Origin of the sequence: Pusillimonas caeni (genome assembly GCF_003545815.1) — a bacterium.
Taxonomy (GTDB): Bacteria; Pseudomonadota; Gammaproteobacteria; order Burkholderiales; family Burkholderiaceae_B; genus Pusillimonas; species Pusillimonas caeni.
Window position 1 is genome coordinate 754,631 of the sequence record NZ_PDUW01000001.1, and the last position, 21,119, is coordinate 775,749.

Below are 21,119 nucleotides of genomic sequence, written 5' to 3' on the forward strand. Positions count from 1 at the left end.
GTCATCTCCTAAGAATTCCATGAGGGCGGACGGCAAGCAGGAGAATCATGGCGGCATAGAAGAACAGGTTGCCGAAATCGGAAGCCAGGTAGCGGCTTGCGGTGTCGATGATGCCCAGGAAAAGCGCCGCGCAGAGAGTGCCCGAGATGCTGCCCAGCCCGCCCACGGTCACCACCACCAGCATCAGCACCAGGTACTTGAGCGGATAGAAGGGTTCGAGCGGCATGAGTTCGGCGCCCAGCACGCCGCCAAGCGCCGCAAGGCCCGCACCGATGGCGAAGGTGGCGCACTGGACCAGGCGGATATTGATGCCCAGTGACGACGACATGCCGGCGTTGTCCACCGATGCACGCAGCCAGATGCCGAAGCGCGTACGGGCCACGAGCAGCCACAGCAGCAATACCACCAGCGCACCCGCCGCCACGACGACCACCCGCTGCTTGGGCAGGGTCCGTGCGCCGACCGCGACGGATCCCTGCATCCATTCCGGAAGCGGCAGTGTCTGTATATAGGCGCCCGCCAGCAAGTTGGCGGTGGCAATACAGACGAAAGTAAAGCCGATGGTGAAGAGCACCTGCTGCAGTTCGCTTTTCTTGTACAGATGACGAAAGACGAATGTCTCGAGCACGGCGGCCAGCGCCATCGTGATCAGCATGGCCAGCGCCACGCCCGCGCCGAACGGCAGGCCTTGCTCGCGGATGAGCAGGGCGGCCGCGTAGCCGCCGGCCATGGCGAAGGCGCCATGCGACAGGTTGATGAAGCGCATCAGCCCCATCGTCACGGACAAGCCGACGGAAATGATGAACAGCACCATGCCGTAGACGACGCCGTCGATCAGGATATTGCTCAGCTGCGGCACAGTCCGCCCCCAAATCCGGTTTGAAAGGAATCACTCGAGGCCATGGTCGACTTGAGGGCCGAAGTTCTCTATCTCGGTGTTCTGAAGCTTGCCGTCGGCGCCCCGCTCCACCTTGCGCAGATACACGTTCTGAGTAATATGGCGCGTTTCGGGATCGATTCTGGCCGGGCCGCGAGGGCTTTCCCATTCGAACCCGCGAATCGCTTCCATGGCCTTGGCGCCATCCTTCTTGCCGTCGGTGGCCTCGACCATCTTGTGGATGATGCGCATGCCGTCGTAGGCGCCGACCGACGCGTAGTTCAGCAGGGAGTCCGCCGCCTGCTCTTTCATGGCCTTGGCGAACTCGCGGTTGGCGTCCGAATCGTGGGCCGCCGAATAATGGAAGGACGTCATCAGCTCCAGCGCCGCATCGCCGAACTTCTGCAGGTCGAATTCATCCATCTCGGCCGTTCCTAGAAACTCGACCCCCGCTTCGCGCAGGCCATTCTGGTTGTATGCGTTGACGAAACCCAGATTGGGCGGGCCGCCGGGCAGGAAGATATAGGCGGCCTGGGCGCCCGACGCCTTGATGCGCTGCGCGAACGGGCTGAAGTCGTTGGTGCTCATGGGCATGCGGATGCGATCGACGACTTCGCCGCCCAGCTTGGTGAACTCGGTGTCGAAAGCCTTTTCGCCATCGACGCCCGGTGCATAGTCCATGACGGCGGTCACGACTTTTTTCAGCCCTTTGTCGTGGGCCCACTTGGCCAGCGGCACGGTCACCTGCCAAAGGGTGTACGAGCTGCGCACGAAGTAATCGGACTTGGTGGTGATGGACGAAGTCGCCGCATTGAAGACCACGGTGGGCGTCTTGGACTGCTGGATCAGGGGCGCGACGGCCATCGCGTTGGGCGTAAAAACGAAGCCGCCGAGATAATCCACCTTGTCGTTGACGATGAGCTCCTGAGCAGCGGTCTTGACGCCGCCCGGGTTGGGTCCCCCGCTGTCGCGATAGATGATCTGTACATCGTGGCCTGCGAATTTGCCCTGCTGCTGCTTGACGTAGGATTCAGCACCGTCCTTGAACAGTTTGCCGTAGTGGGCGAAGGGCCCCGAGAACGGGGCGATGATGCCGACCTTGACGGTATCGGCCACGGCGTAGCCGGACAAGCACGCAGCCGCCAGCGCGGCCGCGCCAATGCGTAGCACTTTCATTGTGTGTCTCCTGTTTATTGTGTGCGGCGCGCCTGAGAACGAACGAGCGGTGTGCCCGAACGCATGCATTTCTTTATGCCCAGGGATTGCCTGCCGAAAATACTATCGGCAGTTTGTTGGTAAGTCAACAAGTTGGAAAACCAACCATATGGTTTATGGGGAAAACCCCTAAACCCGAAGAGGAGGGCAGAAGTTTTCAGAGAGGCTGAGCAGCGCCCAGCAGCTTGGTGAATACCGGCGGAAGATTGGTGAAACTTTCGAAGACCAGCTTGCGCAGCCAGCTATTGCCTGAGTCGTAGTGGTAGCGTTCGTGCCAGTATTGCCGCACCTCGTAGGTGGGCGACGGGAAGGGCAGGCCCAATATCTTGATTCGATCTCCATAAGCTAGCGTTCGCGCCAGTCTCGACGGCACGATCGCCAGAAGATCGGTCGATACGAGTATCTGCTCCAGCCCCAGGTAGGAGGACACCCGGGCCGTTATGCGGCGCTGGACCCCGCGTTCTTCAAGCACCTTGTCGAGCAGCGAATGACCGGTGGCCGGCGCGACCAGGGCGAGGTGCTCTTCGTCGTGGAACTGCTTTTTCGTCAAGGTGTCGCCGATGCGGGGATGATTCCGGCGCACGATGCAGGAATAGTTTTCGGCAAACAGCCGCTGTTGGAAGAAGCCGTTGTGCAGTTCGAACGTATAGCCGACGGCCAGATCGAGCTGGCCGCTTTCGAGCAGGCTGGCGGTGGTGCCGTCCAGGTCGATGGAATCGACCTGCAGGCCCGGGCCCAGGCTTTTCAACTGGCCGAGGACTTCGGGCAGCATGACCATTTGCGCGATATGGCTCAGGCCCAGGCGAAAACGCCGCGTGGAGGTGGCCGGGTCGAAGGCGCGGCGGCTGCTTTCTTCGGGATTCAGCAGCTTGATGGCGTGCTCGATGTCGCCCATGAGGCTGTCGAGAAAGGGAGTGGCCATCAGGCCGCCGGAGGTTCGGACAAAAAGCGGATCGCCGAAATGCTGCCGCAAATGGCCCAACCTGATGCTTATGGCGGGTTGACTGAGCCCGACCTGCGGCACCGCCCCGGTGACGCTGCGGGCGGCCCGGATTTCCTTCAACAGCAAGAGGTCGTACAGGTCTAGTTTTGAAGTCGCCGCCATGCGCGCCCCGTCATTTAAAACAACAATCGCCACTATTTTAAATAGCATATTGCACGCCCTTCCCGCATGCAAGACACTGTCATCCAATAAATAAAGGAGACAAGATGCGGGTTTGCAGATTCGACGACAATCGCCTGGGCGTAGTGGACGGCGAGCATATTCTGGACGTAACGGCAGCGCTGGACGCCATACCCGCCAGCACCTATCCCCTGCCCGCCTTCGATCCGCTGATCGCCAATCTGGACAAGGTGCTCGAACGCGCCCGGCAACTGATGGCGGGCGCACAGCGCAAGAAGATCGGCGAGGTCAGGCTTCTCAGCCCCGTCGCCAATCCGGGAAAGCTCGTCGCAGCGCCCGTGAACTACCAGAAGCATCTCGAAGAGGCCCGCGCCGACCCAGGCATCCATCACCAGAGCCAGGTCATCGAGATCCAGCGCATCGGCTTGTTCCTGAAGGCGACCAGTTCGCTGATAGGCGCAGGCGCCCCTGTCGCGATACGGCACCACGACCGCCGCAACGACCACGAGATCGAATTGGCCGTCATCATCGGCAAGCCCGGCACCGGCATCAAGAAGGACGATGCCTGGGACCATATCGCCGCCTACACCATCGGCCTGGACATGACCGTGCGGGGGCCGGAAGAACGCAGCCTGCGTAAATCGGTGGACAGCTACAGCGTGCTGGGCCCATGGATGGTCACCGCCGACGAAATGGGCGATGCCACGAACCTGGACTTTCAGCTTACGGTCAATGGCGAACCGCGGCAAAAGGCCAATACCCGCGATCTCGTCCTGGGCATACCCGAGCTCATCGAATACGCCTCCGCTTTCTACACCCTGCATCCCGGCGATGTCATCTACACCGGCACGCCCGAGGGTGTCGGCCCCGTCCGTCCGGGCGACGTCATCGTGGCCGAGTTCGAAAAGATCGGCCGCATGGAGGTCGCCGTCACGTCGACCTGATCGGCAGCTTCGATCAACCCTTGATTCGAGGGGGCCTTCAGGGCGCCCCAAGGCTGCGCTGACACTGCAGTTCGCGCGCCATCCCTCTGGAGAGGTCATATGGACCCTAGTGAAAGCTTACCGATCATCATCGCCGGAGGCGGCATCGGCGGCCTGTGCGCCGCCCTGGCTCTGGCGCGCAAGGGATTTCCCGTAAAAGTACTGGAGCGCGCCCCCGAAGTGGGCGAGATAGGCTACGGCATCCAGATCGCGCCCAACGGCCACGCCATCCTGGATCGCCTCGGCGTCATGGAAATGCTCGAGCCGCAGGTGTTCTACCCCGACGCCCTCATTCTGATGGACGCCGTCGACAACAGGGAAATCTCCAGAATAGACCTTGGCAAGAGTTTCCAGGAGCGGTATAAGTACCGCTACTTCGTCGTGCATCGCCGCGATCTCCACGCGGCGCTCATCGAGGCCTGCCGCAGAGAAGAATCCTTCTCCTTCGAAGAAGGCGAAGTCAACGGCTACGAGAACCATCCCGACTCGGTCAGCGTCACATGCAGCAACGGCAAGGTCCTGCTGGGACGCGCCATGATCGGCGTCGAGGGGCTCCGCTCGAAAACCCGCGCCCGCATCGTGGACGACGGCGGACCTCGCGCAACGGGGCACGTCGTCTACCGGGGTCTGGTGCCCATCGAGGAAATCGCCAACAAGCAGCACGTCAACTCCATGATCGTGCACGTTGGGCCCGGCTGCCACCTGGTTCAGTATCGCCTGAGGGGAGGTACGGTCATGAACAATGTCGCCACCTTCGAAAGCCCGGCCTTCAAGCGCTGGGAGCACGACTACGGCGGCATCGACGAGTTCAAGAACGCCTTTCTCCATTGCGCCCCCCAGGTTCAGGACCTGCTCAAGTATTTTTCGCTGGACAAGAACTGGCTGCTGCACGATCTGCAGCCCGCCACCAACTGGACCGACGGCAATGTCACCCTGTTGGGCGACGCGGCCCACGCGGCGCTGCAGTATCTGGCGCAGGGGGCCATCATGGCCATGGAGGATTCCCTGGTGCTGGCCGAAGAACTCGAGCGCCAGCCCGCCAATGTGAACGCGGCATTTCTCGAATACCAGGGGCGCCGCCTGAATCGTACGGCACGCGTCGTGACCACCGCCCGCCTGTTCGGCGCCATCATGCATGCCTCGGCGGGCGAACGGCTGTTGCGCAACGAGCTCGCGCGCAAGCGCGATGTGTCGATCCCCTGGGAAATAGACTGGCTGTACCGGGGCGTCGAGCTCGAAGAGAAAGTGTATTGATTGCGGACGCCGCCCGATGAGTGCGTCCATTGTGTATCAACCGTTTTACCGAGGTGCGTCTTGACCTAGCAGTTCATTCCAACAAAACGATAACGGAGACATTGCCATGAAAAAAAGGCATTTCCTGCGCACGGCCCTGAGCGTGCTGGCGCTGGCCGCAACGGGCGTCCATGCCCCGCAGGTCCTGGCGGCCGAGAAGCCCTTCAAAGTGGGGCTCATCGTCCCGATGACCGGGGCGTTCGCCTCCACGGGACGCCAGCTTTATTCGGCTGTGCAGGCCTTCACCAAAGAGCACGGCGACACGGTGGCCGGCCGCAAAGTACAGGTCATTCTCAAGGACGACGGCGGCATCGCCGCGAACTCCCGCAAGCTCGCCCAGGAGCTCATCGTCAACGACAAGGTGGACGTCATCGCGGGATTCGGCCTGACCCCCATCACGCTGGCCGTCGCGCCGATCGCCACCGAATCCAAGACGCCCATGGTGCTCATGGCCGCGCAGACTCAAGCCAACACAGAAGCCTCGCCCTTCATGGTGCGGTCCAGCGGCACCATCACCCAGGTCACCTCCGGCATTGCGCAATGGGCGGTCGACAACGGCATCAAGACCGCCGTGACGCTGGTGCCCGATTATGCGCCGGGATACGAGTCCGAAGAGGCCTTCAAGAAATACTTCCTGGCCTCCGGCGGCAAGATACTGGACGAAATCCGCGTGCCCATGCGCAACCCCGACTTCGCTCCCTTTCTGCAGCGCGTGCGCGACGTCAAGCCCGACGCGCTTTTCGTGATGCTGCCCTCGGGCCCCGGCGCCGCCCTGCTCAAGCAGTATGGCCAGCGAGGCCTTGCCGAGGCCGGCATCAAGCTGATCGGACATGGCGCCATCACCGATGACGACAACCTCAACGAGGCCGGAGACGCAGCCCTGGGCGTGATCACCTCCGACTACTACGCCACCTCGCACGATTCAGAGCTGAACCGCAAGTTCATCGACCTCTACAAAAGCGTCGACTCCACCAGCCGGCCCAATTTCTTCGGCGTGGCGGGCTATGACGGCATGAGGCTGATCTACGAGGCCCTGAAGGCGACCGACGGCAAGGGCGAAGGCATGGCCCTGGTGGACGCCATGAAGACGCTGTCGTTCGAGAGCCCGCGCGGTCCGGTCAGGGTCGACCCCGAATCCCGCGATTTCGTGCAAAACATCTACATGCGCAAGGTGGAAAAAGTAGGCGACGAATATCAGAACGTCGAGTTCGACGTCATCGAGAACGTCAACGCATCGGGTGAAAAGAAATAATGCTGACCATTCTGTTCGACGGTGTTGCCTACGGCATGCTGCTGTTCGTGCTGGCGATAGGCTTGTCCGTGACTCTGGGCCTGATGAATTTCATCAACCTGGCGCACGGCGCCTTCGCCATGGCCGGCGGGTACGTCACGGTGCTGCTCATGCGGCACTATGGCGTCCCCTTCCTGCTGTGCGTGCCCATTGCCTTCGTCGTCACGGCGGCAATGGGCGCCGTCCTCGAACGTATCCTGTATCGGGCGATGTACGACAAGCCGGCGCTGGACCAGGTGCTGTTCTCCATCGGCCTGGCCTTCATCGCCGTCACCATCGTGGACTACAGCATCGGATCCAGCGAACAGATCATCCAGCTTCCCCAGTGGCTTCGGGGCCGCACCGAGCTGGTGTTCGGCGACCACGTGCTGGCCATGGGCCACTACCGGCTGCTGATCATCGCGGTGTGCATCGCCCTGACCTTCGTCCTGCAATACATCCTGACGCGCACCCGGTTCGGCAGCCGGCTGCGCGCCGCCGTCGACGACCAGCGCGTGGCCGACGGGCTGGGCATCAACGTCAACGTCATATTCCTGTCGACCTTCGCGGTCGGCTCCGGCCTGGCCGGGGTGGGCGGCGCGCTGGGCTCGGAAGTGCTGGGCCTGGACCCCACCTTTCCCTTCAAGTTCATGATCTATTTCCTGATCGTCGTCGCAATCGGCGGCACATCTTCCCTTTCGGGCCCGTTGCTGGCCTCTCTGATCCTGGGAATCGCCGACGTCACGGGAAAGTACTACATGCCCAAACTGGGGTCCTTCATCGTGTACGCGGTCATGATCGTGATCCTGCTGTGGCGGCCTGAAGGCCTGTTCGTGAAGAGAGGCGCGCGATGACGACAATCACCGTTCAAGACGTTCTGCACAGAAGGGCCCGCCTCAGGCCCTGGGAGCCCCTGCTCTGGCTGGCGCCCTTCCTGGTCGTGGCCGCTTTTCCGGGCACCTCCTTCCTGATCAACCAGATGGCCATCATGGCCGTGTTCGCAATTTCGCTGGACCTGGTCTTGGGATACACCGGCATCATGTCCCTGGGCCATGCGGCGTTCTTCGGCATGGGCGCCTTCGCAGCCGGCCTGTTCGCAAAATTCGTCATGCCCGAGCCCATTGTGGGGCTGCTGTTCGCGATGGGCGTCGGCGGGCTGACCGCCTTCCTCTGCAGCTTCACCATCCTGCGCGGCAGCGAGCTCACCGTCGTGATGGTGACTCTGGGCGTGTCGCTCATCCTGCTCGAGATCGGCAACTACATGACCTGGCTGACCGGCGGCGCCGACGGTCTGCAAGGAATAATGATGGGTCCCGTGCTGGGTGTGTTCCCCTTCACCTTCGACGGGGTCACGGCGGCCTATTACTCCCTCGCGATCCTGCTCGTGTTTCTCTTCATCTGCCGCCGCATCGTCGGCTCGCCATTCGGCAACAGCCTGCGGGCCATCCGCGACAACCGCCTGCGGGCCGCCGCCATAGGCATAGACACCCACCGGCGCATCGTTATGGGCTACACCCTGGCGGGAGCCGTCGCCGCCGCGGCGGGCGCCGTTCAAACGCACAGCATGAGCTTCGTATCGCTGGAGGCCTTCAGCTTCGAAAAATCGGCGGACGTCCTGCTCATGGTCGTGATCGGAGGCACCGGCTGGCTGTATGGCGGCGTGGTGGGCGCCGTGGTGTTCAGCGGCCTGCACCACGTCCTGTCCGACCTCACCCCCCAGTACTGGACCTTCTGGGTCGGCCTGTTCCTGGTGATACTGATGCGCGTCGGCCGCGACCGGCTGATACGGCCATGGACCTGGTTCAAAACGGGAGGCTCGCATGACTGACGAGCTTTACGTGCTGTCGGCTTCCGGCTTGTCCAGGCGCTTCGGCGGGCTGATCGCCATCGACAATGTGTCGCTGAACCTCAAGAAAGGCGCGCGCCACGCCCTGATCGGTCCCAACGGCGCCGGAAAGACCACCTTCGTCAATTTACTGACGGGCGTCCTGCGCCCGTCCAGCGGCACCATACTTCTGAACGGCGACGACATCACCCGGCTGCCGGTCCACAAACGGTCCAGGCGCGGCCTGGTCCGCACCTTCCAGATCAATCAGCTGTTCGAATCGCTGACTCCCCTCGAGACGCTGGCCATCGTCATCAGCGAGCGCGCCGGCCTGGGCACGAAGCTATGGCGGCCGCTGGGCGCCGATCCGTCGATCGCCCGGCGCTGCCACGAACTGCTGCAGCAGCTTCGCCTTCTGGACGTCATGGACCGGCCCACCAAGCAATTGCCCTACGGCAAGCGCCGCCAGCTCGAAATCGCCATTGCGCTGGCGTGCGACCCCAAGGTTCTGCTGCTGGATGAGCCCGTCGCCGGCGTTCCGGCAGGCGAGCGGAGCGAACTCCTGAGCATCATCGCCTCGCTTCCCGAGGACATTTCCATTCTGCTCATCGAGCATGACATGGATCTCGTTTTCAGCTTCGCGACCGGCATGACCGTGCTGGTGAACGGCTCCCTCTTGATGGAGGCCGACCCCGCCACGGTGTCGAACGACCCCCGCGTCAAAGAGGTGTATCTGGGGCATGGCGCCCCGGCCGCCGCGTCCACGCCGATAGAGGTGCGCTATGCCTGAACTGTTAAGCGTCGAAGGCCTGCGTGCGGGCTATGCCGATGCCGTCGTGCTGAACGATGTCTCGCTTTCGCTCGGCCAGGGCGAAACGCTGGCCTTGCTCGGGCGCAACGGCACCGGCAAGACAACGCTGATCGACACGCTGGTCGGCGTGACCACGCGCTACAAAGGCTCCATTCGCCTTTCCAGCCAGCCGCTCGAGCACTGCGCGCCGCATGTACGCGCCCGGGCGGGCATAGGCTGGGTGCCCCAGGAGCGCAACATCTTCAAGTCGCTTACCGTCCACGAGAACCTGACTGCCGTGGCGCGGCCGGGCGCGTGGACGGCCTCCAAGGTCTACGAGATGTTCCCCAGGCTTTCGGAACGAAAAGAAAACATGGGCAGCCAGTTGTCCGGCGGCGAACAGCAGATGCTCGCCATCGGCCGCGCCCTGGTGCTCAATCCGAAACTCTTGCTGCTGGACGAGCCCACCGAAGGGCTGGCGCCCATCCTGGTCGAAGAAGTACTGAAAGGGGTGGAGCGCGTGGCGCGCGACGAGGGCCTCAGCGTCATCATCGTCGAGCAGCATCCCCACTTGATCCTGACCATTTCCCAGCGCGCGGTGGTACTTGAACGGGGCGCGGTCGTTCATCAAGGCGCGGCTGGCGAACTGCAGCGGGACAACGCGCTGTTGAACCGCCTGCTGGGCGTTTGCAGCTGAACCGACGACAAGAAAATATAGGAGACCATCATGTTCATTCGAAATACCTGGTACGTTGCCGGCTTCGAGCACGAATTCGACCAGCCCTTCATCGCCCGGCGCATACTCGACACGCCGCTGATCATGTACCGCACGTCGCTGGGGCGGTACACGGCCATGGACGACAGCTGCCCGCACCGTCTGCTGCCGCTGTCCAAGGGCAAGCGGGTGGGGGACGAGATGCAATGCGGCTACCACGGCATGTGCTTTTCAGCCGACGGACAGTGCACCAAGGTTCCCGGCCAGACCAACATCCCCTCGGCCGCCCACGTCAAGACATATCCGCTCGAGGCGCTCTATGGCTTCGTGTGGATCTGGATGGGCGACGCCGACCTGGCGGACACGGGCCTGATACCCGACGTGCATTGGCACAGCAGCCCCGATTGGGCCTCGTCGCGGGGCTACCATCACATCGAAGCCCACTACACCCTGCTCAACGACAACCTGCTCGACCTCAGCCACGAAACCTATGTGCACAGCCGAACCATAGGCAACGACGAAGAAGAGTCCATCGCCGGCTACACGGCCAAGGTCTCGGTCGAACACGACTGTCTGGTGCGCGCCCATCGCGAGATGCCCAACATCGAGGCGCCGCCCTTCTTCGAGCTGGTCATAGGCCGGCCCTGCCAGATCAATCGCTGGCAATCGGCCATCCACCTCGTTCCGTCCATCAATCTGACGGTGGTGGGCGTGCATCCCATCGAAGAAGACCGCACGGCGGCGCGCATCGGCCATGTGCTGCACCTGCTGACTCCCGAGTCGGAAACGGGCACGCATTATTTCTGGGCTTTCGTGCGCAACTACCGGCTGGACAACGCCGACCTGACCGAAGGCATCCGCAAGGCCTCTTCCGCCACCTTCGACGAAGACAAAGAAGTGCTCGAAATCCAGCAACAGCAGATGGAGCGGCGCAAGACCCCCGTGCCGCACGTGGCCATCAAGCTCGACGAGGCCCCCATTCGCGCGCGGCGTCTGCTGGAGCAGAGGGCCGCTCAAGAAGCGAGCAACCCCCGCCACGTCGTCGCCCCGCCGGCGCTCGTCCCCGAGCACTCCTTCGCCGTCCTCGAGGAAGCCTGAGCTGCTTGCCGGACCACCCTGCCAACCCTACGGAGAACATAGTGACCGCGGACCCGAACGCCCTGGGCATCGATGAACAGACCGCCGCACAACTCGCGCCCACGGGTGTGTTGCGGGTCGCCCTGAATCTCGGCAACCCATTGCTGGTGCAGAAAAGCCCCCATGACGGCCGCCTGGCGGGCGTGACGGTGGACATGGCGCACGACATCGCCCGGCGCCTCGGCGTGCCGGTCGAGTTCAAGGAATTCGATTCGGCCGGCAAAGTGTCCCAATGCGCAGCCCAGGACGTCTGGGATGTCGCCTTCCTGGCCATCGACCCTCAAAGAGCAGTCGACATCGTCTATTCAGAGCCCTACGTCCACATCGAGGGCACCTACATGGTGCCCGACGATTCGCCCATTCAAGACGTGGAAGAGGTCGATGCGCCCGGAATGAGCGTCGCGGTGGGCGAAGGCACCGCGTACGATCTCTTCCTGACCCGCCACCTGAGCCAGGCCCGCATCGTCCGCTTCGGGACATCGGAAGAATCCATGCAGCGGTTTGCGGACGAGGGCGTGGACGTCGCCGCCGGCATACGGCAGGCGCTGCAGATGGCCGCCGACGAGCAAGGCGGGCTGCGCGTGCTGGACGGCTGCTTCACTCTGATCAAGCAGGCGGCGGGCTGCCCCAAGGGCCGGCCCGAGGCCTCCGCCTTTCTGCGGACCTACATCGAGCATGCAAAGCGAAGCGGGTTCGTGGCGGAAAGCTTCAAGCGCAACGGGCAGCCCGCTCTGTTCATTCCCATCGCCGACACCTCGTCGGCGCCGCAAAGCCGGACAGTGCGGCTGGACGACGGACTGTCCCTGTTCGTCGAGACGGCGGGACCCGCCGACGCCGCACAGTGCCTCGTGCTGCTGCACTCGCTCGGCATGGACCATGCCTTCTGGGACCAGGTCGCGCCGGCGCTTTCCGAACATGCCAGGGTCGTGACGCTCGATCTGCGCGGCCACGGAAAAAGCAGCAAGCCCGATGGGCCCTACACCATCGCCCAAATGGCGGCGGACGTGCGCGCCGCATTGCGGCAGCTGGACTGCGGCCGCGTGCTCATCGCCGGCGCCTCCATGGGCGGTTGCGTCGCGCTGCAGTTCGCCATCGACAACCCCGACATCACCGACGGGCTGGGGCTGATAGACACCACCGCCTGGTATGGCGACAGCGCGGCCCAGGACTGGAGCCAGCGCGCCGCCAAGGCGCGCAGCGAGGGCTTCGGCAGCATGGTGGAATTCCAGAAGACCCGATGGTTCGGCGACGCCTTCCGGCAGCAGCACGGCCGTCTGGTGGAGCACTGTGTAAGCGCCTTTCTGGCCAACGACCTGGAAGGCTATGCGGCGAGCTGCCAGGCGCTGGGCGCCTTCGATGCGCGCAAGGCCCTCGGCGAGCTCGAGATGCCCGTATCCATCGCGGTGGGCGAGGACGATTACGCAACGCCCGTCGAGATGGCCAAGGCGATGCGCGACGCCATCGCGGGGGCCGAACTAAGCGTCATCCCGGGCGCGCGGCACTTTACTCCCATCGAAGCACCGGGACCGATCATACGCATGCTGACTGCCCTGGCCCGCCGGGCCGGCCAGCCCAGCAGCCATATCGCGGAGACCAAACAATGATTCCCTTCGAATACCTCAAACCCCGCAGCATCGCCGAGGCGATCGGCATGCTGCAGCCCGGCGACCCGGACGTCCGCCCGGTCAGCGGCGGCACGGCCGTCATGTTGATGATGAAGGCGGGCGTGCTCAGGCCCTCCCGGCTGGTGAGCCTGAGATACGTCGAAGACGAGTACAAGCAGGTGCGCGTGACGGAGTCGGGCGAGCTGCATATCGGCGGCATGGCCACCCTGTCGTCGCTGGAGCACAACGACGACATCAAGCGCGGATGGCCCGTGCTGGCGAAGGCCTTTCGCAAGCTTTCAAATGTGCGCGTGCGCAATGTGGCCATGATAGGCGGCAACCTCGCCCATGCCGATCCGCATCTGGACATGCCCCCCGTCATGACCATCCTGGGTGCCCGGGTCCAGATCCAGGGCGCCCGCGGCACGCGCGAAATGCTGGTCGAAGAGCTGGTGAAAGGCTATTACGAGACCGCGCTCGAGCCCGGCGAAATCATCACCAAGGTCATCGTGCCGCCCATGCATGCCGCGAACGCGGCCTACATCAAGGTGACTACGCGAGCCTCCCACGACTGGCCGACCCTGGGCGTGGCGGTTTGCCTCCAACCCGAGCAAGACAGGCTGCGCCATGCCGAGCTGGTGGTCGGCGCCGCCACCGACCGGCCCACCCGCCTGGCCAGCGTCGCCCGGTCGCTGGTCGGCATAGAACTGTCCGACCACGCGCTGCGCGAAGCGGGCGAACGCGCCGCGCACGAACTGGACGTGGTCGACGACCAGCATGGCAGCGCCGAATACAAAAAGCATCTGCTCAGCGTGTATCTGGGACGCGCCGTTCGCCTCGCCGCCCCGGGCGCCGTCAACTAGGAGAACACCATGGACACTTCACACAAGGCCATGCGCGTACTGGGCACTTCCCGCGGCCGCACCGAAGCCGTCGCGAAGGTCACCGGCCGGGCCGAGTACATCCACAACCTGCGGCTTCCGCGCATGCTGCATGCCAAGATGCTGCGCAGCACGATGGCGCATGCGCGCATCCTTTCCATCGACACGGCGCAGGCCCGGGCCGTGCCGGGCGTCCATTCGGTCGTCACGGCCGAAGACGTCATAAAGGTGATTCCGCAGCCCTACTTCGGCCCGGCCTTCCACGATCAGCCCATATTGGCGGTCGGCAAGGTCCACTATGTCGGCGAGCCGGTGGCCGTGGTGCTGGCCGAAGACCCCTACATCGCCGAAGAGGCCTCCCACCTCATCGAGGTGGAATACGAAGAGCTGCCCGCCGTCTTCGACGAAGTGCAGGCCGCCGAATCGAAGATCGTGGTCCACGACGAACTCAAGCCGGCGGGCACCTTTCCCGACCTGAAGCACCTGGCGGGCCGCCGCGGCACCAACATCGCGCTCGACTTCCAGGTTCGCAAGGGCGACGTCGAGCAGGCTTTCGCCCAGGCCGATCGAGTATTCGAGCATACGTTCCGCACCCAGCAAGTGATGCATACGCCCATGGAGCCCATGATTTCGCTGGCCGAACTGACCGGCTCCGGGATCACGCTGCATACCGCCACCCAGAGCCCTTCCTTCGTGCGCCTGGAAATCGCCCGCCTTCTCGGCTGGCCCGAGTCGCGCGTGCGTGTCCGCACCGCTTTCCTTGGCGGAGGATTCGGCGCCAAGCTGTACATCAAGCTGGAAGCGCTGGCCGCCGCCCTCACGCTGCTGGCGCGGCGGCCCGTGCGCGTCGCCCTGACCATGGCCGAGCAGTTCTACACCATCACCAAGCATGGCACCACCTTCAAGATCAAGACCGCGGTGGACGGCAGCGGGCGCATCACGGGACGGCAGTGCACCGTATGGTGGAACGGCGGCGCCTATGCCGACATCGGCCCCCGCGTCACGCAAAAATCGGGCTTCACCGCAACCGGCCCCTACGACATACAGAACGTTGCGGTCGATTCCTACCAGGTCTATACCAATCTGCCGCCGGCGGGCGCTTTTCGCGGCTTCGGCATCACACAGCTGGTGTGGGCCTACGAAAGCCAGGCCGACATCATCGCCAAAGAGCTGGGAATCGATCCGGTCGAGTTCCGGCGCATGAATCTCTTGCGCGAAGGGCAGGCGCACTCCACCGGCACGGTGATGCGCAGCGCCGGGCTGATCGAAGTCCTGGACAGGACGGCGGAACGCATGAACTGGGACCAGCCCTTCGACCGCGGCAGCGGCACACTGCGTCGCGGCCGGGGCATCGGCGTAGGATTCAAGGCGCTGGTGGCGCCCACCACCTCGGTGGCCATGGTGACGCTTTCGGCGGACGGCAGCTGCTTCGTCCATGCGTCCACCGTGGACATGGGCCAGGCCTCCAACACCACCTTGGCCATGATCGCCGCCGAGGTCCTGGACATTTCGCCCGAACGGATCAAGGTCATCGCGCCGGACACCGACGTGACGCCCTACGACATGGCCACGCTGGGTTCGCGCTCGACCTTCCACATGGGGCACGCCATACGCCTTGCGGCGCAGGACGCCCGCGACAAGATGGAGGCGCTGCGGGCCGAACTGGGCCTGCCCGCGGACGAGCCGCTCGATGCGGCCGCACTGCTCAAGAAGCGATACGGCATGCAGGCCGGCAACATCGTGGGCTGGGGCAGCTATGTACCCGAATACACCTCGCCCAATAAAGAAACCGGACACTCCGAGAACATCACGCCCAACTGGATGATAGGCGGCTGCGGCATCGAGGTCGAGGTGGACACGGAAACCGGCCAGTTCCGCATTCTTCGCATGGAGAACGTGGTCGATTGCGGCGCCGTGCTCAATCCCCGAATCGTCGAAAGCCAGGTGTCCGGCGCCGCCATCATGCAGCTGGGCGCGGCCCTGTACGAAGAAATGGAATTCGACGAAGACGGGCAGCTGCGCAACGCTTCATTCGCCGAATACAAGATTCCGGGCATCACCGACCTGCCGGCCTCCATCCGCAACGACGCAGTTCCCATGCATCAGTACAACGGCCCCTTCGGTGCCAAGGGCGTGGGCGAAAGCGGCGCGTTTGCAGTGTCTTCGGCCATCGCGGCGGCCATCGACGACGCCGTGGGCGTACGGCTGACCTCCATGCCCATGAAGCATGAAACCCTGTGCAAGGCCCTGCGCGCGGCCGTCGCCAATCCCATCGAGGAGACCCTTACATGAGCACGACCCGCATAAGCTTCGAACTGAATGGTCAGCCGGTATGGGCCGAGGTCGAAGCGCATCATTCCGTTCTCGACGTGCTGCGCAATACCTTCGAACTGTATGGCGCGCGCGAAAGCTGCGGACAAGGGCTTTGCGGCTGCTGCACCGTCAGCGTCGACGGCAAGGTCGTCAGCGGCTGCCTGGCCCTGGCCATCGATCTGGACGGCTGTTCGGTGCTTACCGTCGAAGGGCTGGACAGCGGCGGCGAGCTCGATCCCCTGCAGCAGGCCTTCATCGACTGCGGCGCCTTCCAGTGCGGATTCTGCACGCCGGGCTTTCTGATGATGAGCAAGCAGTTGCTGGCCCAGAATCCCGAGCCCAGCGAATCGGACATCAAGCATTTCCTGGCGGGCAATCTTTGCCGCTGCGCCGCCTATCCCGAAATCATCCAGGCGGTACAGCTCGCCGCCCATCGCATGAACAAGCAAGAACAGGTTTAGCTCAATAGGCCCCAACGCATGGAACTCACCGGAACCCAGCTCATCAACCAGCCCAGAGATCGCGTATGGCAAGGCCTGAACGATCCCGAAATTCTCAGGCAATGCATCCCGGGATGCGACAGCTTCCTGCCGGCGGAGGCCAACGCCTATGACGTCGTCATGGCCATCACCGTCGGTCCCATCAAGGCCAGGTTCAAGGGCAGGCTGCAGCTGATCGATCTCCTGCCCCCCGAATCCTATGCGCTCAGCTTCGACGGCAGCGGCGGCGCGGCGGGGTTCGGCAAGGGCGACGCGACCGTCCGGCTGGCCGACAGGGCGGGCGACACCGAGCTGAACTACGCCGTCAAGGCCAAGGTAGGGGGCCGGCTCGCCCAGGTCGGCTCGCGGCTGATCGACGGCGTTGCAAAAAAGACCGCGGACGAATTCTTTCTGCGCTTCAAGAGGCTGCTCGATGCGGGAGCCCAAGACGAGGCCCCGGCGTCCGCCGCCGAGACCCGGCCGTCGCGGCGCGATGATGTCGGCGCACCCGCCGCGGCGCCGCGCAATCGCATCGCCTTGTGGTCCGTTGCAGCCCTCCTGGCCCTTGCCGTGCTGATCGCCCTCGTGTACTGGAGCTGACTTCGGTACTTTTTGATACGAATTCTTTAACGCCATGCTGGACGCCTGCGGCGGCCCCACCTATTATTAGTGCGTTGCTGAAGTTCGCCGTACCCGCACGTTTTCGTTCCACCTCAATTCACCGTCAAGGAGTCGTCACCATGGGTATCATCAGCATGATCATCGTCGGGCTCATCGTCGGCCTCATTGCCCGGGCCATCATGCCCGGAGAACAGAAGATGGGCATCATCATGACCATCATCCTGGGCATCGTGGGCGCGCTCGTGGCGGGTTACATCGGCGTCGCCGCAGGCTGGTACCAGGCCGGCGAAAGCGCGGGATGGGTCGCCTCGATCATCGGGGCCATTATCGTCCTCTTCATCTACGGGCTCATCGTCAAGAAATCCTGACCCCTGCCGCGCCGGGTCCGCAAGGGGCAGGCTGAGCCTGCCCCTTTTTGCATCCGTACAAGCCGCCTCCGTCTCGCTACAATGGGGTATGGATCCTGGCGCGCACGGAGGGCACCATGACTCAGTATAGACATCTCTACACCGCCTCGCGGTTCTGGAAGAAACTCGCCAAGCACGCCGCGGCGGCGGGCCGGGGCACACTCGAAAAAGCCCTCTACCTGTACTACGCGGCCCAGAGCCCGGCCACGCCGGCCTGGGCCAGGCGCGTCATCTACGGCGCGCTGGGCTATTTCATTCTTCCCCTGGACGCCGTCCCCGACCTGGCGCCGCTGGTCGGCTACACCGACGACCTCAGCGTCATGGCCGCGGCATTGGCCACGGTCGCCTTCTACATCACGCCCCAGGTCAAGGCCCAGGCCCACGACAAGCTCGACCAGTGGCTGGGAGCCCGCGCCGAAGCCGCGCCGCAACAGGCCAAAACCTGAATGCGGGCAGGCGGTTCTTTCCGGCAGGCCTGGCTGACCGAAACACTGCGCCTGCGCGAGGCCCACTGGGGCCCGCTTGAAGACGGCGCCGAGGTGCGCAGGGTGCGCGCCCAGGGGGGCGGTTTTTCCCAACGCATCATTTACCGCGCGCAACTGCTCGGCCGCCGCGAGAAACTGAACGAGACGCTGCGGCACTGGACTCAGATCGCCCGCTGGTCGCTCACGGCCATGATCGCCCTGGCGCTCGTCACGGGCTTCGGCATGGCGCTGGGCGCGCTGGGCGACGGTTCGAGGCCGGTCAATCTTCCGCTGGCGCTGACGGCCATGCTGGGGCTTCATGCGCTGACCTTCGTCCTGTGGCTGGCCGGGCTCGGCATCAAAGCCAACGGCGGAGGCGCCTGGCTGGGACGCATCTGGCTCGACGCCACCCGCAAACTGGCCCGGGGGCCGGACGCCGCGCTGGCGCCTCGCGCGCTGGGGGGCCTGCTGGGCCGCAGCGGCGCCTTGCGATGGTCGCTCAGTGCCGTCAGCCATCTGCTATGGCTCGCAGCCCTGCTCAGCCTGCTGGCCACCATGCTGGCCCTGCTCTCCGCGCGGCGCTATTCGTTCAATTGGGAAACCACGCTGCTGTCGCCCGACGCCTTTGTGGCCTTGACCCATGCCTTGGGCTGGCTGCCCGCGCGCCTGGGTTTCGCCATGCCTTCAGAAGCGGTGATACGGCTGAGCGACGGCCTGACCCCTCTTCCGCAGGAGGCCCTGGCGCTTTGGTCCGGCTGGCTGATCGGCTGCGTGCTGATATACGGCATTGTGCCCCGCCTGGCGGCATTTGCGGCAAGCAGCATTCTGGCCTGGCGGGGCATCCGCCGGGCGGCCGTGCTGGACACCTCGCTGCCGGGCTACGCAAGCCTGCGCCCGCGCCTGATGCCGCCCAGCGAGGGCATCGCCCCGGACGCGCCCGAAGGCCGGGCTACCCACGCGCACATCGCGCCGCTGCCGGCCGGCACAGGGTTCCGGGACGGTCCGCTGATCGTAGGCCTGGAACTGGCGCCCGATTCGGTCTGGCCTCCCTCGGGCCTGGGCCGGGCGGTCCAGAACGCAGGGGTGATCGACAGCCGCGCCCAGCGCCACGCCCTGCTCGATCAGCTGCATGCCCGCCCCGTACCCCGCCTGCTGATCGTCTGCGACGGCTATCAGACCCCCGACCGGGGCACGCTGGCCTATATCGCCGAACTCGCCACCTACGCCGGAGAAACCGGCGTGTCCTTCATGGCCCCGCCGTCCGGCGCGCACACCCGGGAGTCCCGCCTGCAAACATGGCGCGAACAGCTGGAAGCCGTGGGCCTGCAGGCCGGCCAGGTCCATTCCGCGCTCGGCCCCGCCCTGGCCTGGCTGGACGGAGTCCACCATGAAGCCCATGACCTCTGACCTCACCGCGACCCTGCGCCTGGCGGTGGTGGGCCACACCAACACCGGCAAGACCTCGCTGCTGCGCACGCTCACGCGCGACCCCTACTTCGGCCGGGTGCAGGACAGCCCGGGCACCACACGGCACGTGGAAGGCGCGCGCCTGCTGTTGGCCGGCGCGCAGGCGGTCGAACTCTACGATACGCCCGGCATGGAAGACGGCATGGGGCTGCTGGACTATCTGGACCAACTGAGCCCTCCTGCCCAGAGACGGGAAGGCCCGGACCGCATTCTTGCCTTTCTGGATTCGCCCGAAAGCACCCGCCGCTTCGAGCAGGAGGCGCGCGTGCTGCGCAGGCTGCTGGATTGCGACGCGGGGCTCTATGTGATCGACGTGCGCGATCCGGTGCTGGGCAAGCATCGAGATGAACTGGCCGTACTGGGGCTATGCGGCCGGCCCTTGCTGCCGGTGCTCAATTTCACGCACAGCCCGCGTCAGCGGGCAGAGGAATGGCGCGCCGCGCTGGCTCGCCTGGGCCTGCACGCGGCCGTGGAGTTCGATTCCGTGGCGCCCCCGCTCGATGGCGAATCGCGGCTTTACGACAAGCTGGCGCTGATGCTCGATTCGCGCGCGGACCTGCTGCAGGCGCTCAAGGAAGACGTGCTGCAGCAGCAAGCCATACGCCGGGACGATGCCTTGCGCATGGTCGCCGAGCTGCTGGTCGACGTGGCGGCGCTGCGGCTCGCCTCCAAACCCGACCAGGCCGATGTCGAGCAAGCCAGCGAGAAATTGCGCAAGCTGGTGCGCGAGCGCGAAGACACCTGTGTGCGCGAACTGCTGCGGCGCTACAACTTCCGCAGCGAGGATTTCCCTCAGCACGCCTTGCCGCTGCAGGGCGAACGCTGGGGCATGGATCTCTTTCATCCGCAGGCGCTCAAGGACATGGGCGTACACGTGGGCAAGGGGATGGCGGCGGGCGCCATGGCGGGTGTCACGGTCGACCTGTTCACCGCGGGACTCAGCCTGGGCGCGGCGGCCTTGGTCGGCGCCATGGCGGGCGGCCTGTGGCAGGGTGCGAATCGCCTGGGCAAGCGGGTGATGGGCCGGGTGCAGGGCTATCGGGAGATTACGGTGGACGACGCGGTGCTGCGCCTGCTGGCGCTGCGGCAGCTGGCGCTGGTCGATGCGCTGCAAAGGCGCGGCCATGCGGCGCAGTCGCCGATCGTCATCGATGCGGGCGCTTCGCCGCGGCATGGCTATGCCGGTGGGAACGAAACGGAAGCAGACGCACCGGCCGATGCAACGCGGCATGTGCAATCAAGCGCTCACGCCGCCTCCGATCCTTCAGAATCTCTGGCCCGCCTAGCGCTGCGTTCGGGCAAGCTGCCCGCCGAACTGGCCGAAGCGCGCAGCCAGCCGCATTGGTCGAATCTGTCGCCCGATTATGAGGAGGACAGCACGCGTCGGGAAGATGTGGTGCGGAGCCTGGCTCGCTGGCTGTCATCCATTGATATGGAGCCGGCCGGCTAGCCGGAGGTTTTGTTAGCGCCGTGGGTTTGAGTAATGAGATGGTCAGCCCGCCCCTCGGCGAGGGCGGGTACGCTGTAGGGGGATTTCCCCCTGGAGATAAGGAGACCATCATGGCGACGATCAAGCTGATAGGCATTGACCTGGGTAAGCGCTGTTTTCATCTTCACGGTCAAGATGAGAGCGGCCGGCAAGTACTGCGCAAGAA

General features: G+C 64.4%; 20 protein-coding genes. 17 read left to right on the forward strand and 3 right to left on the reverse strand.

Annotated features, from left to right (window positions below; translation table 11 throughout):
• Position 1: 1 nt before the first annotated feature.
• From CSC67_RS03575 to CSC67_RS03585, 3 genes are all read right to left on the reverse strand, one after another.
• On the reverse strand, positions 2–859 hold the full coding sequence (locus tag CSC67_RS03575) for a branched-chain amino acid ABC transporter permease (RefSeq protein WP_118993120.1): 858 nt from the start codon (positions 857–859) through the stop codon (positions 2–4).
• A 30-nt stretch (positions 860–889) separates the two neighbouring features.
• Positions 890–2,053, reverse strand: a complete 1,164-nt coding sequence (locus CSC67_RS03580) for an ABC transporter substrate-binding protein (protein WP_118993121.1) — start codon at positions 2,051–2,053, stop codon at positions 890–892.
• A gap of 196 nt (positions 2,054–2,249) precedes the next feature.
• The gene (locus CSC67_RS03585) at positions 2,250–3,197 is read right to left on the reverse strand and encodes a LysR family transcriptional regulator (RefSeq protein ID WP_118993122.1); all 948 of its coding nucleotides are present in this window, start codon (positions 3,195–3,197) and stop codon (positions 2,250–2,252) included.
• 104 nt (positions 3,198–3,301) lie between these two features.
• Here CSC67_RS03585 and CSC67_RS03590 point away from each other — a divergent pair, with 104 nt between their 5' ends.
• The 17 genes from CSC67_RS03590 (at position 3,302) to CSC67_RS03670 (ending at position 20,914) form a co-directional block, all read left to right on the forward strand.
• Positions 3,302–4,159 carry a fumarylacetoacetate hydrolase family protein gene (locus CSC67_RS03590; RefSeq protein WP_118993123.1) on the forward strand — a complete coding sequence of 286 codons (858 nt, stop codon included), beginning with the start codon at positions 3,302–3,304 and terminating at the stop codon, positions 4,157–4,159.
• Positions 4,160–4,258: 99 nt separating this feature from the next.
• Entirely contained in the window at positions 4,259–5,452 is a 1,194-nt protein-coding gene (locus tag CSC67_RS03595; protein WP_118993124.1) for an FAD-dependent monooxygenase, read from the forward strand.
• Between the two features lie 106 nt (positions 5,453–5,558).
• Positions 5,559–6,743, forward strand: coding sequence for an ABC transporter substrate-binding protein (locus tag CSC67_RS03600; protein ID WP_118993125.1), 1,185 nt, complete (start codon positions 5,559–5,561; stop codon positions 6,741–6,743).
• Positions 6,743–7,615 (forward strand): branched-chain amino acid ABC transporter permease, encoded by an 873-nt coding sequence (locus CSC67_RS03605; RefSeq protein ID WP_118993126.1) that lies wholly within the window; start codon positions 6,743–6,745, stop codon positions 7,613–7,615. Before CSC67_RS03600 ends, CSC67_RS03605 begins: the two co-directional genes overlap by 1 nt.
• Positions 7,612–8,589: a branched-chain amino acid ABC transporter permease gene (locus CSC67_RS03610; RefSeq protein WP_118993127.1), complete on the forward strand. Its 978-nt coding sequence runs from the start codon at positions 7,612–7,614 to the stop codon at positions 8,587–8,589. Before CSC67_RS03605 ends, CSC67_RS03610 begins: the two co-directional genes overlap by 4 nt.
• A complete protein-coding gene (locus CSC67_RS03615; RefSeq protein WP_118993128.1) occupies positions 8,582–9,376 on the forward strand; it encodes an ABC transporter ATP-binding protein in 795 nt (264 codons plus the stop codon). Before CSC67_RS03610 ends, CSC67_RS03615 begins: the two co-directional genes overlap by 8 nt.
• Complete coding sequence (locus CSC67_RS03620; RefSeq protein ID WP_118993129.1) at positions 9,369–10,073, forward strand: ABC transporter ATP-binding protein; 705 nt, start codon at positions 9,369–9,371, stop codon at positions 10,071–10,073. Before CSC67_RS03615 ends, CSC67_RS03620 begins: the two co-directional genes overlap by 8 nt.
• 30 nt (positions 10,074–10,103) lie before the next feature.
• On the forward strand, positions 10,104–11,189 hold the full coding sequence (locus CSC67_RS03625) for an aromatic ring-hydroxylating oxygenase subunit alpha (protein ID WP_118993130.1): 1,086 nt from the start codon (positions 10,104–10,106) through the stop codon (positions 11,187–11,189).
• A 41-nt stretch (positions 11,190–11,230) separates the two neighbouring features.
• Positions 11,231–12,832 carry an alpha/beta fold hydrolase gene (locus CSC67_RS03630; RefSeq protein WP_118993131.1) on the forward strand — a complete coding sequence of 534 codons (1,602 nt, stop codon included), beginning with the start codon at positions 11,231–11,233 and terminating at the stop codon, positions 12,830–12,832.
• Positions 12,829–13,695, forward strand: coding sequence for an FAD binding domain-containing protein (locus CSC67_RS03635; protein ID WP_118993132.1), 867 nt, complete (start codon positions 12,829–12,831; stop codon positions 13,693–13,695). Before CSC67_RS03630 ends, CSC67_RS03635 begins: the two co-directional genes overlap by 4 nt.
• Positions 13,696–13,704: 9 nt before the next feature.
• Positions 13,705–16,005, forward strand: a complete 2,301-nt coding sequence (locus tag CSC67_RS03640; RefSeq protein ID WP_118993133.1) for a xanthine dehydrogenase family protein molybdopterin-binding subunit — start codon at positions 13,705–13,707, stop codon at positions 16,003–16,005.
• On the forward strand, positions 16,002–16,487 hold the full coding sequence (locus CSC67_RS03645; RefSeq protein ID WP_118993134.1) for a (2Fe-2S)-binding protein: 486 nt from the start codon (positions 16,002–16,004) through the stop codon (positions 16,485–16,487). The genes CSC67_RS03640 and CSC67_RS03645 overlap by 4 nt, the downstream gene beginning before the upstream one ends.
• An 18-nt stretch (positions 16,488–16,505) precedes the next feature.
• The gene (locus CSC67_RS03650) at positions 16,506–17,105 is read left to right on the forward strand and encodes an SRPBCC family protein (protein WP_118993135.1); all 600 of its coding nucleotides are present in this window, start codon (positions 16,506–16,508) and stop codon (positions 17,103–17,105) included.
• Positions 17,106–17,245: 140 nt separating this feature from the next.
• Positions 17,246–17,494: a GlsB/YeaQ/YmgE family stress response membrane protein gene (locus CSC67_RS03655; RefSeq protein WP_118993136.1), complete on the forward strand. Its 249-nt coding sequence runs from the start codon at positions 17,246–17,248 to the stop codon at positions 17,492–17,494.
• A 116-nt stretch (positions 17,495–17,610) separates the two neighbouring features.
• Entirely contained in the window at positions 17,611–17,979 is a 369-nt protein-coding gene (locus tag CSC67_RS03660; protein WP_118993137.1) for a YkvA family protein, read from the forward strand.
• Entirely contained in the window at positions 17,980–19,404 is a 1,425-nt protein-coding gene (locus tag CSC67_RS03665; RefSeq protein WP_118993138.1) for a DUF2868 domain-containing protein, read from the forward strand.
• A complete protein-coding gene (locus CSC67_RS03670) occupies positions 19,394–20,914 on the forward strand; it encodes a DUF3482 domain-containing protein (protein WP_118993195.1) in 1,521 nt (506 codons plus the stop codon). The genes CSC67_RS03665 and CSC67_RS03670 overlap by 11 nt, the downstream gene beginning before the upstream one ends.
• Positions 20,915–21,119: the final 205 nt, after the last annotated feature.

Coding starts and splice junctions, on each gene's coding strand:
- CSC67_RS03670 (WP_118993195.1), top strand. CDS start 19,394: ATGACCTCTGACCTCACCGCGACCCTGCGCCTGGCGGTGGTGGGCCAC.
- CSC67_RS03655 (WP_118993136.1), top strand. CDS start 17,246: ATGGGTATCATCAGCATGATCATCGTCGGGCTCATCGTCGGCCTCATT.
- CSC67_RS03590 (WP_118993123.1), top strand. CDS start 3,302: ATGCGGGTTTGCAGATTCGACGACAATCGCCTGGGCGTAGTGGACGGC.
- CSC67_RS03645 (WP_118993134.1), top strand. CDS start 16,002: ATGAGCACGACCCGCATAAGCTTCGAACTGAATGGTCAGCCGGTATGG.
- CSC67_RS03610 (WP_118993127.1), top strand. CDS start 7,612: ATGACGACAATCACCGTTCAAGACGTTCTGCACAGAAGGGCCCGCCTC.
- CSC67_RS03650 (WP_118993135.1), top strand. CDS start 16,506: ATGGAACTCACCGGAACCCAGCTCATCAACCAGCCCAGAGATCGCGTA.
- CSC67_RS03660 (WP_118993137.1), top strand. CDS start 17,611: ATGACTCAGTATAGACATCTCTACACCGCCTCGCGGTTCTGGAAGAAA.
- CSC67_RS03615 (WP_118993128.1), top strand. CDS start 8,582: ATGACTGACGAGCTTTACGTGCTGTCGGCTTCCGGCTTGTCCAGGCGC.
- CSC67_RS03600 (WP_118993125.1), top strand. CDS start 5,559: ATGAAAAAAAGGCATTTCCTGCGCACGGCCCTGAGCGTGCTGGCGCTG.
- CSC67_RS03585 (WP_118993122.1), bottom strand. CDS start 3,197: ATGGCGGCGACTTCAAAACTAGACCTGTACGACCTCTTGCTGTTGAAG.
- CSC67_RS03640 (WP_118993133.1), top strand. CDS start 13,705: ATGGACACTTCACACAAGGCCATGCGCGTACTGGGCACTTCCCGCGGC.
- CSC67_RS03620 (WP_118993129.1), top strand. CDS start 9,369: ATGCCTGAACTGTTAAGCGTCGAAGGCCTGCGTGCGGGCTATGCCGAT.
- CSC67_RS03580 (WP_118993121.1), bottom strand. CDS start 2,053: ATGAAAGTGCTACGCATTGGCGCGGCCGCGCTGGCGGCTGCGTGCTTG.
- CSC67_RS03665 (WP_118993138.1), top strand. CDS start 17,980: ATGCGGGCAGGCGGTTCTTTCCGGCAGGCCTGGCTGACCGAAACACTG.
- CSC67_RS03605 (WP_118993126.1), top strand. CDS start 6,743: ATGCTGACCATTCTGTTCGACGGTGTTGCCTACGGCATGCTGCTGTTC.
- CSC67_RS03595 (WP_118993124.1), top strand. CDS start 4,259: ATGGACCCTAGTGAAAGCTTACCGATCATCATCGCCGGAGGCGGCATC.
- CSC67_RS03625 (WP_118993130.1), top strand. CDS start 10,104: ATGTTCATTCGAAATACCTGGTACGTTGCCGGCTTCGAGCACGAATTC.
- CSC67_RS03635 (WP_118993132.1), top strand. CDS start 12,829: ATGATTCCCTTCGAATACCTCAAACCCCGCAGCATCGCCGAGGCGATC.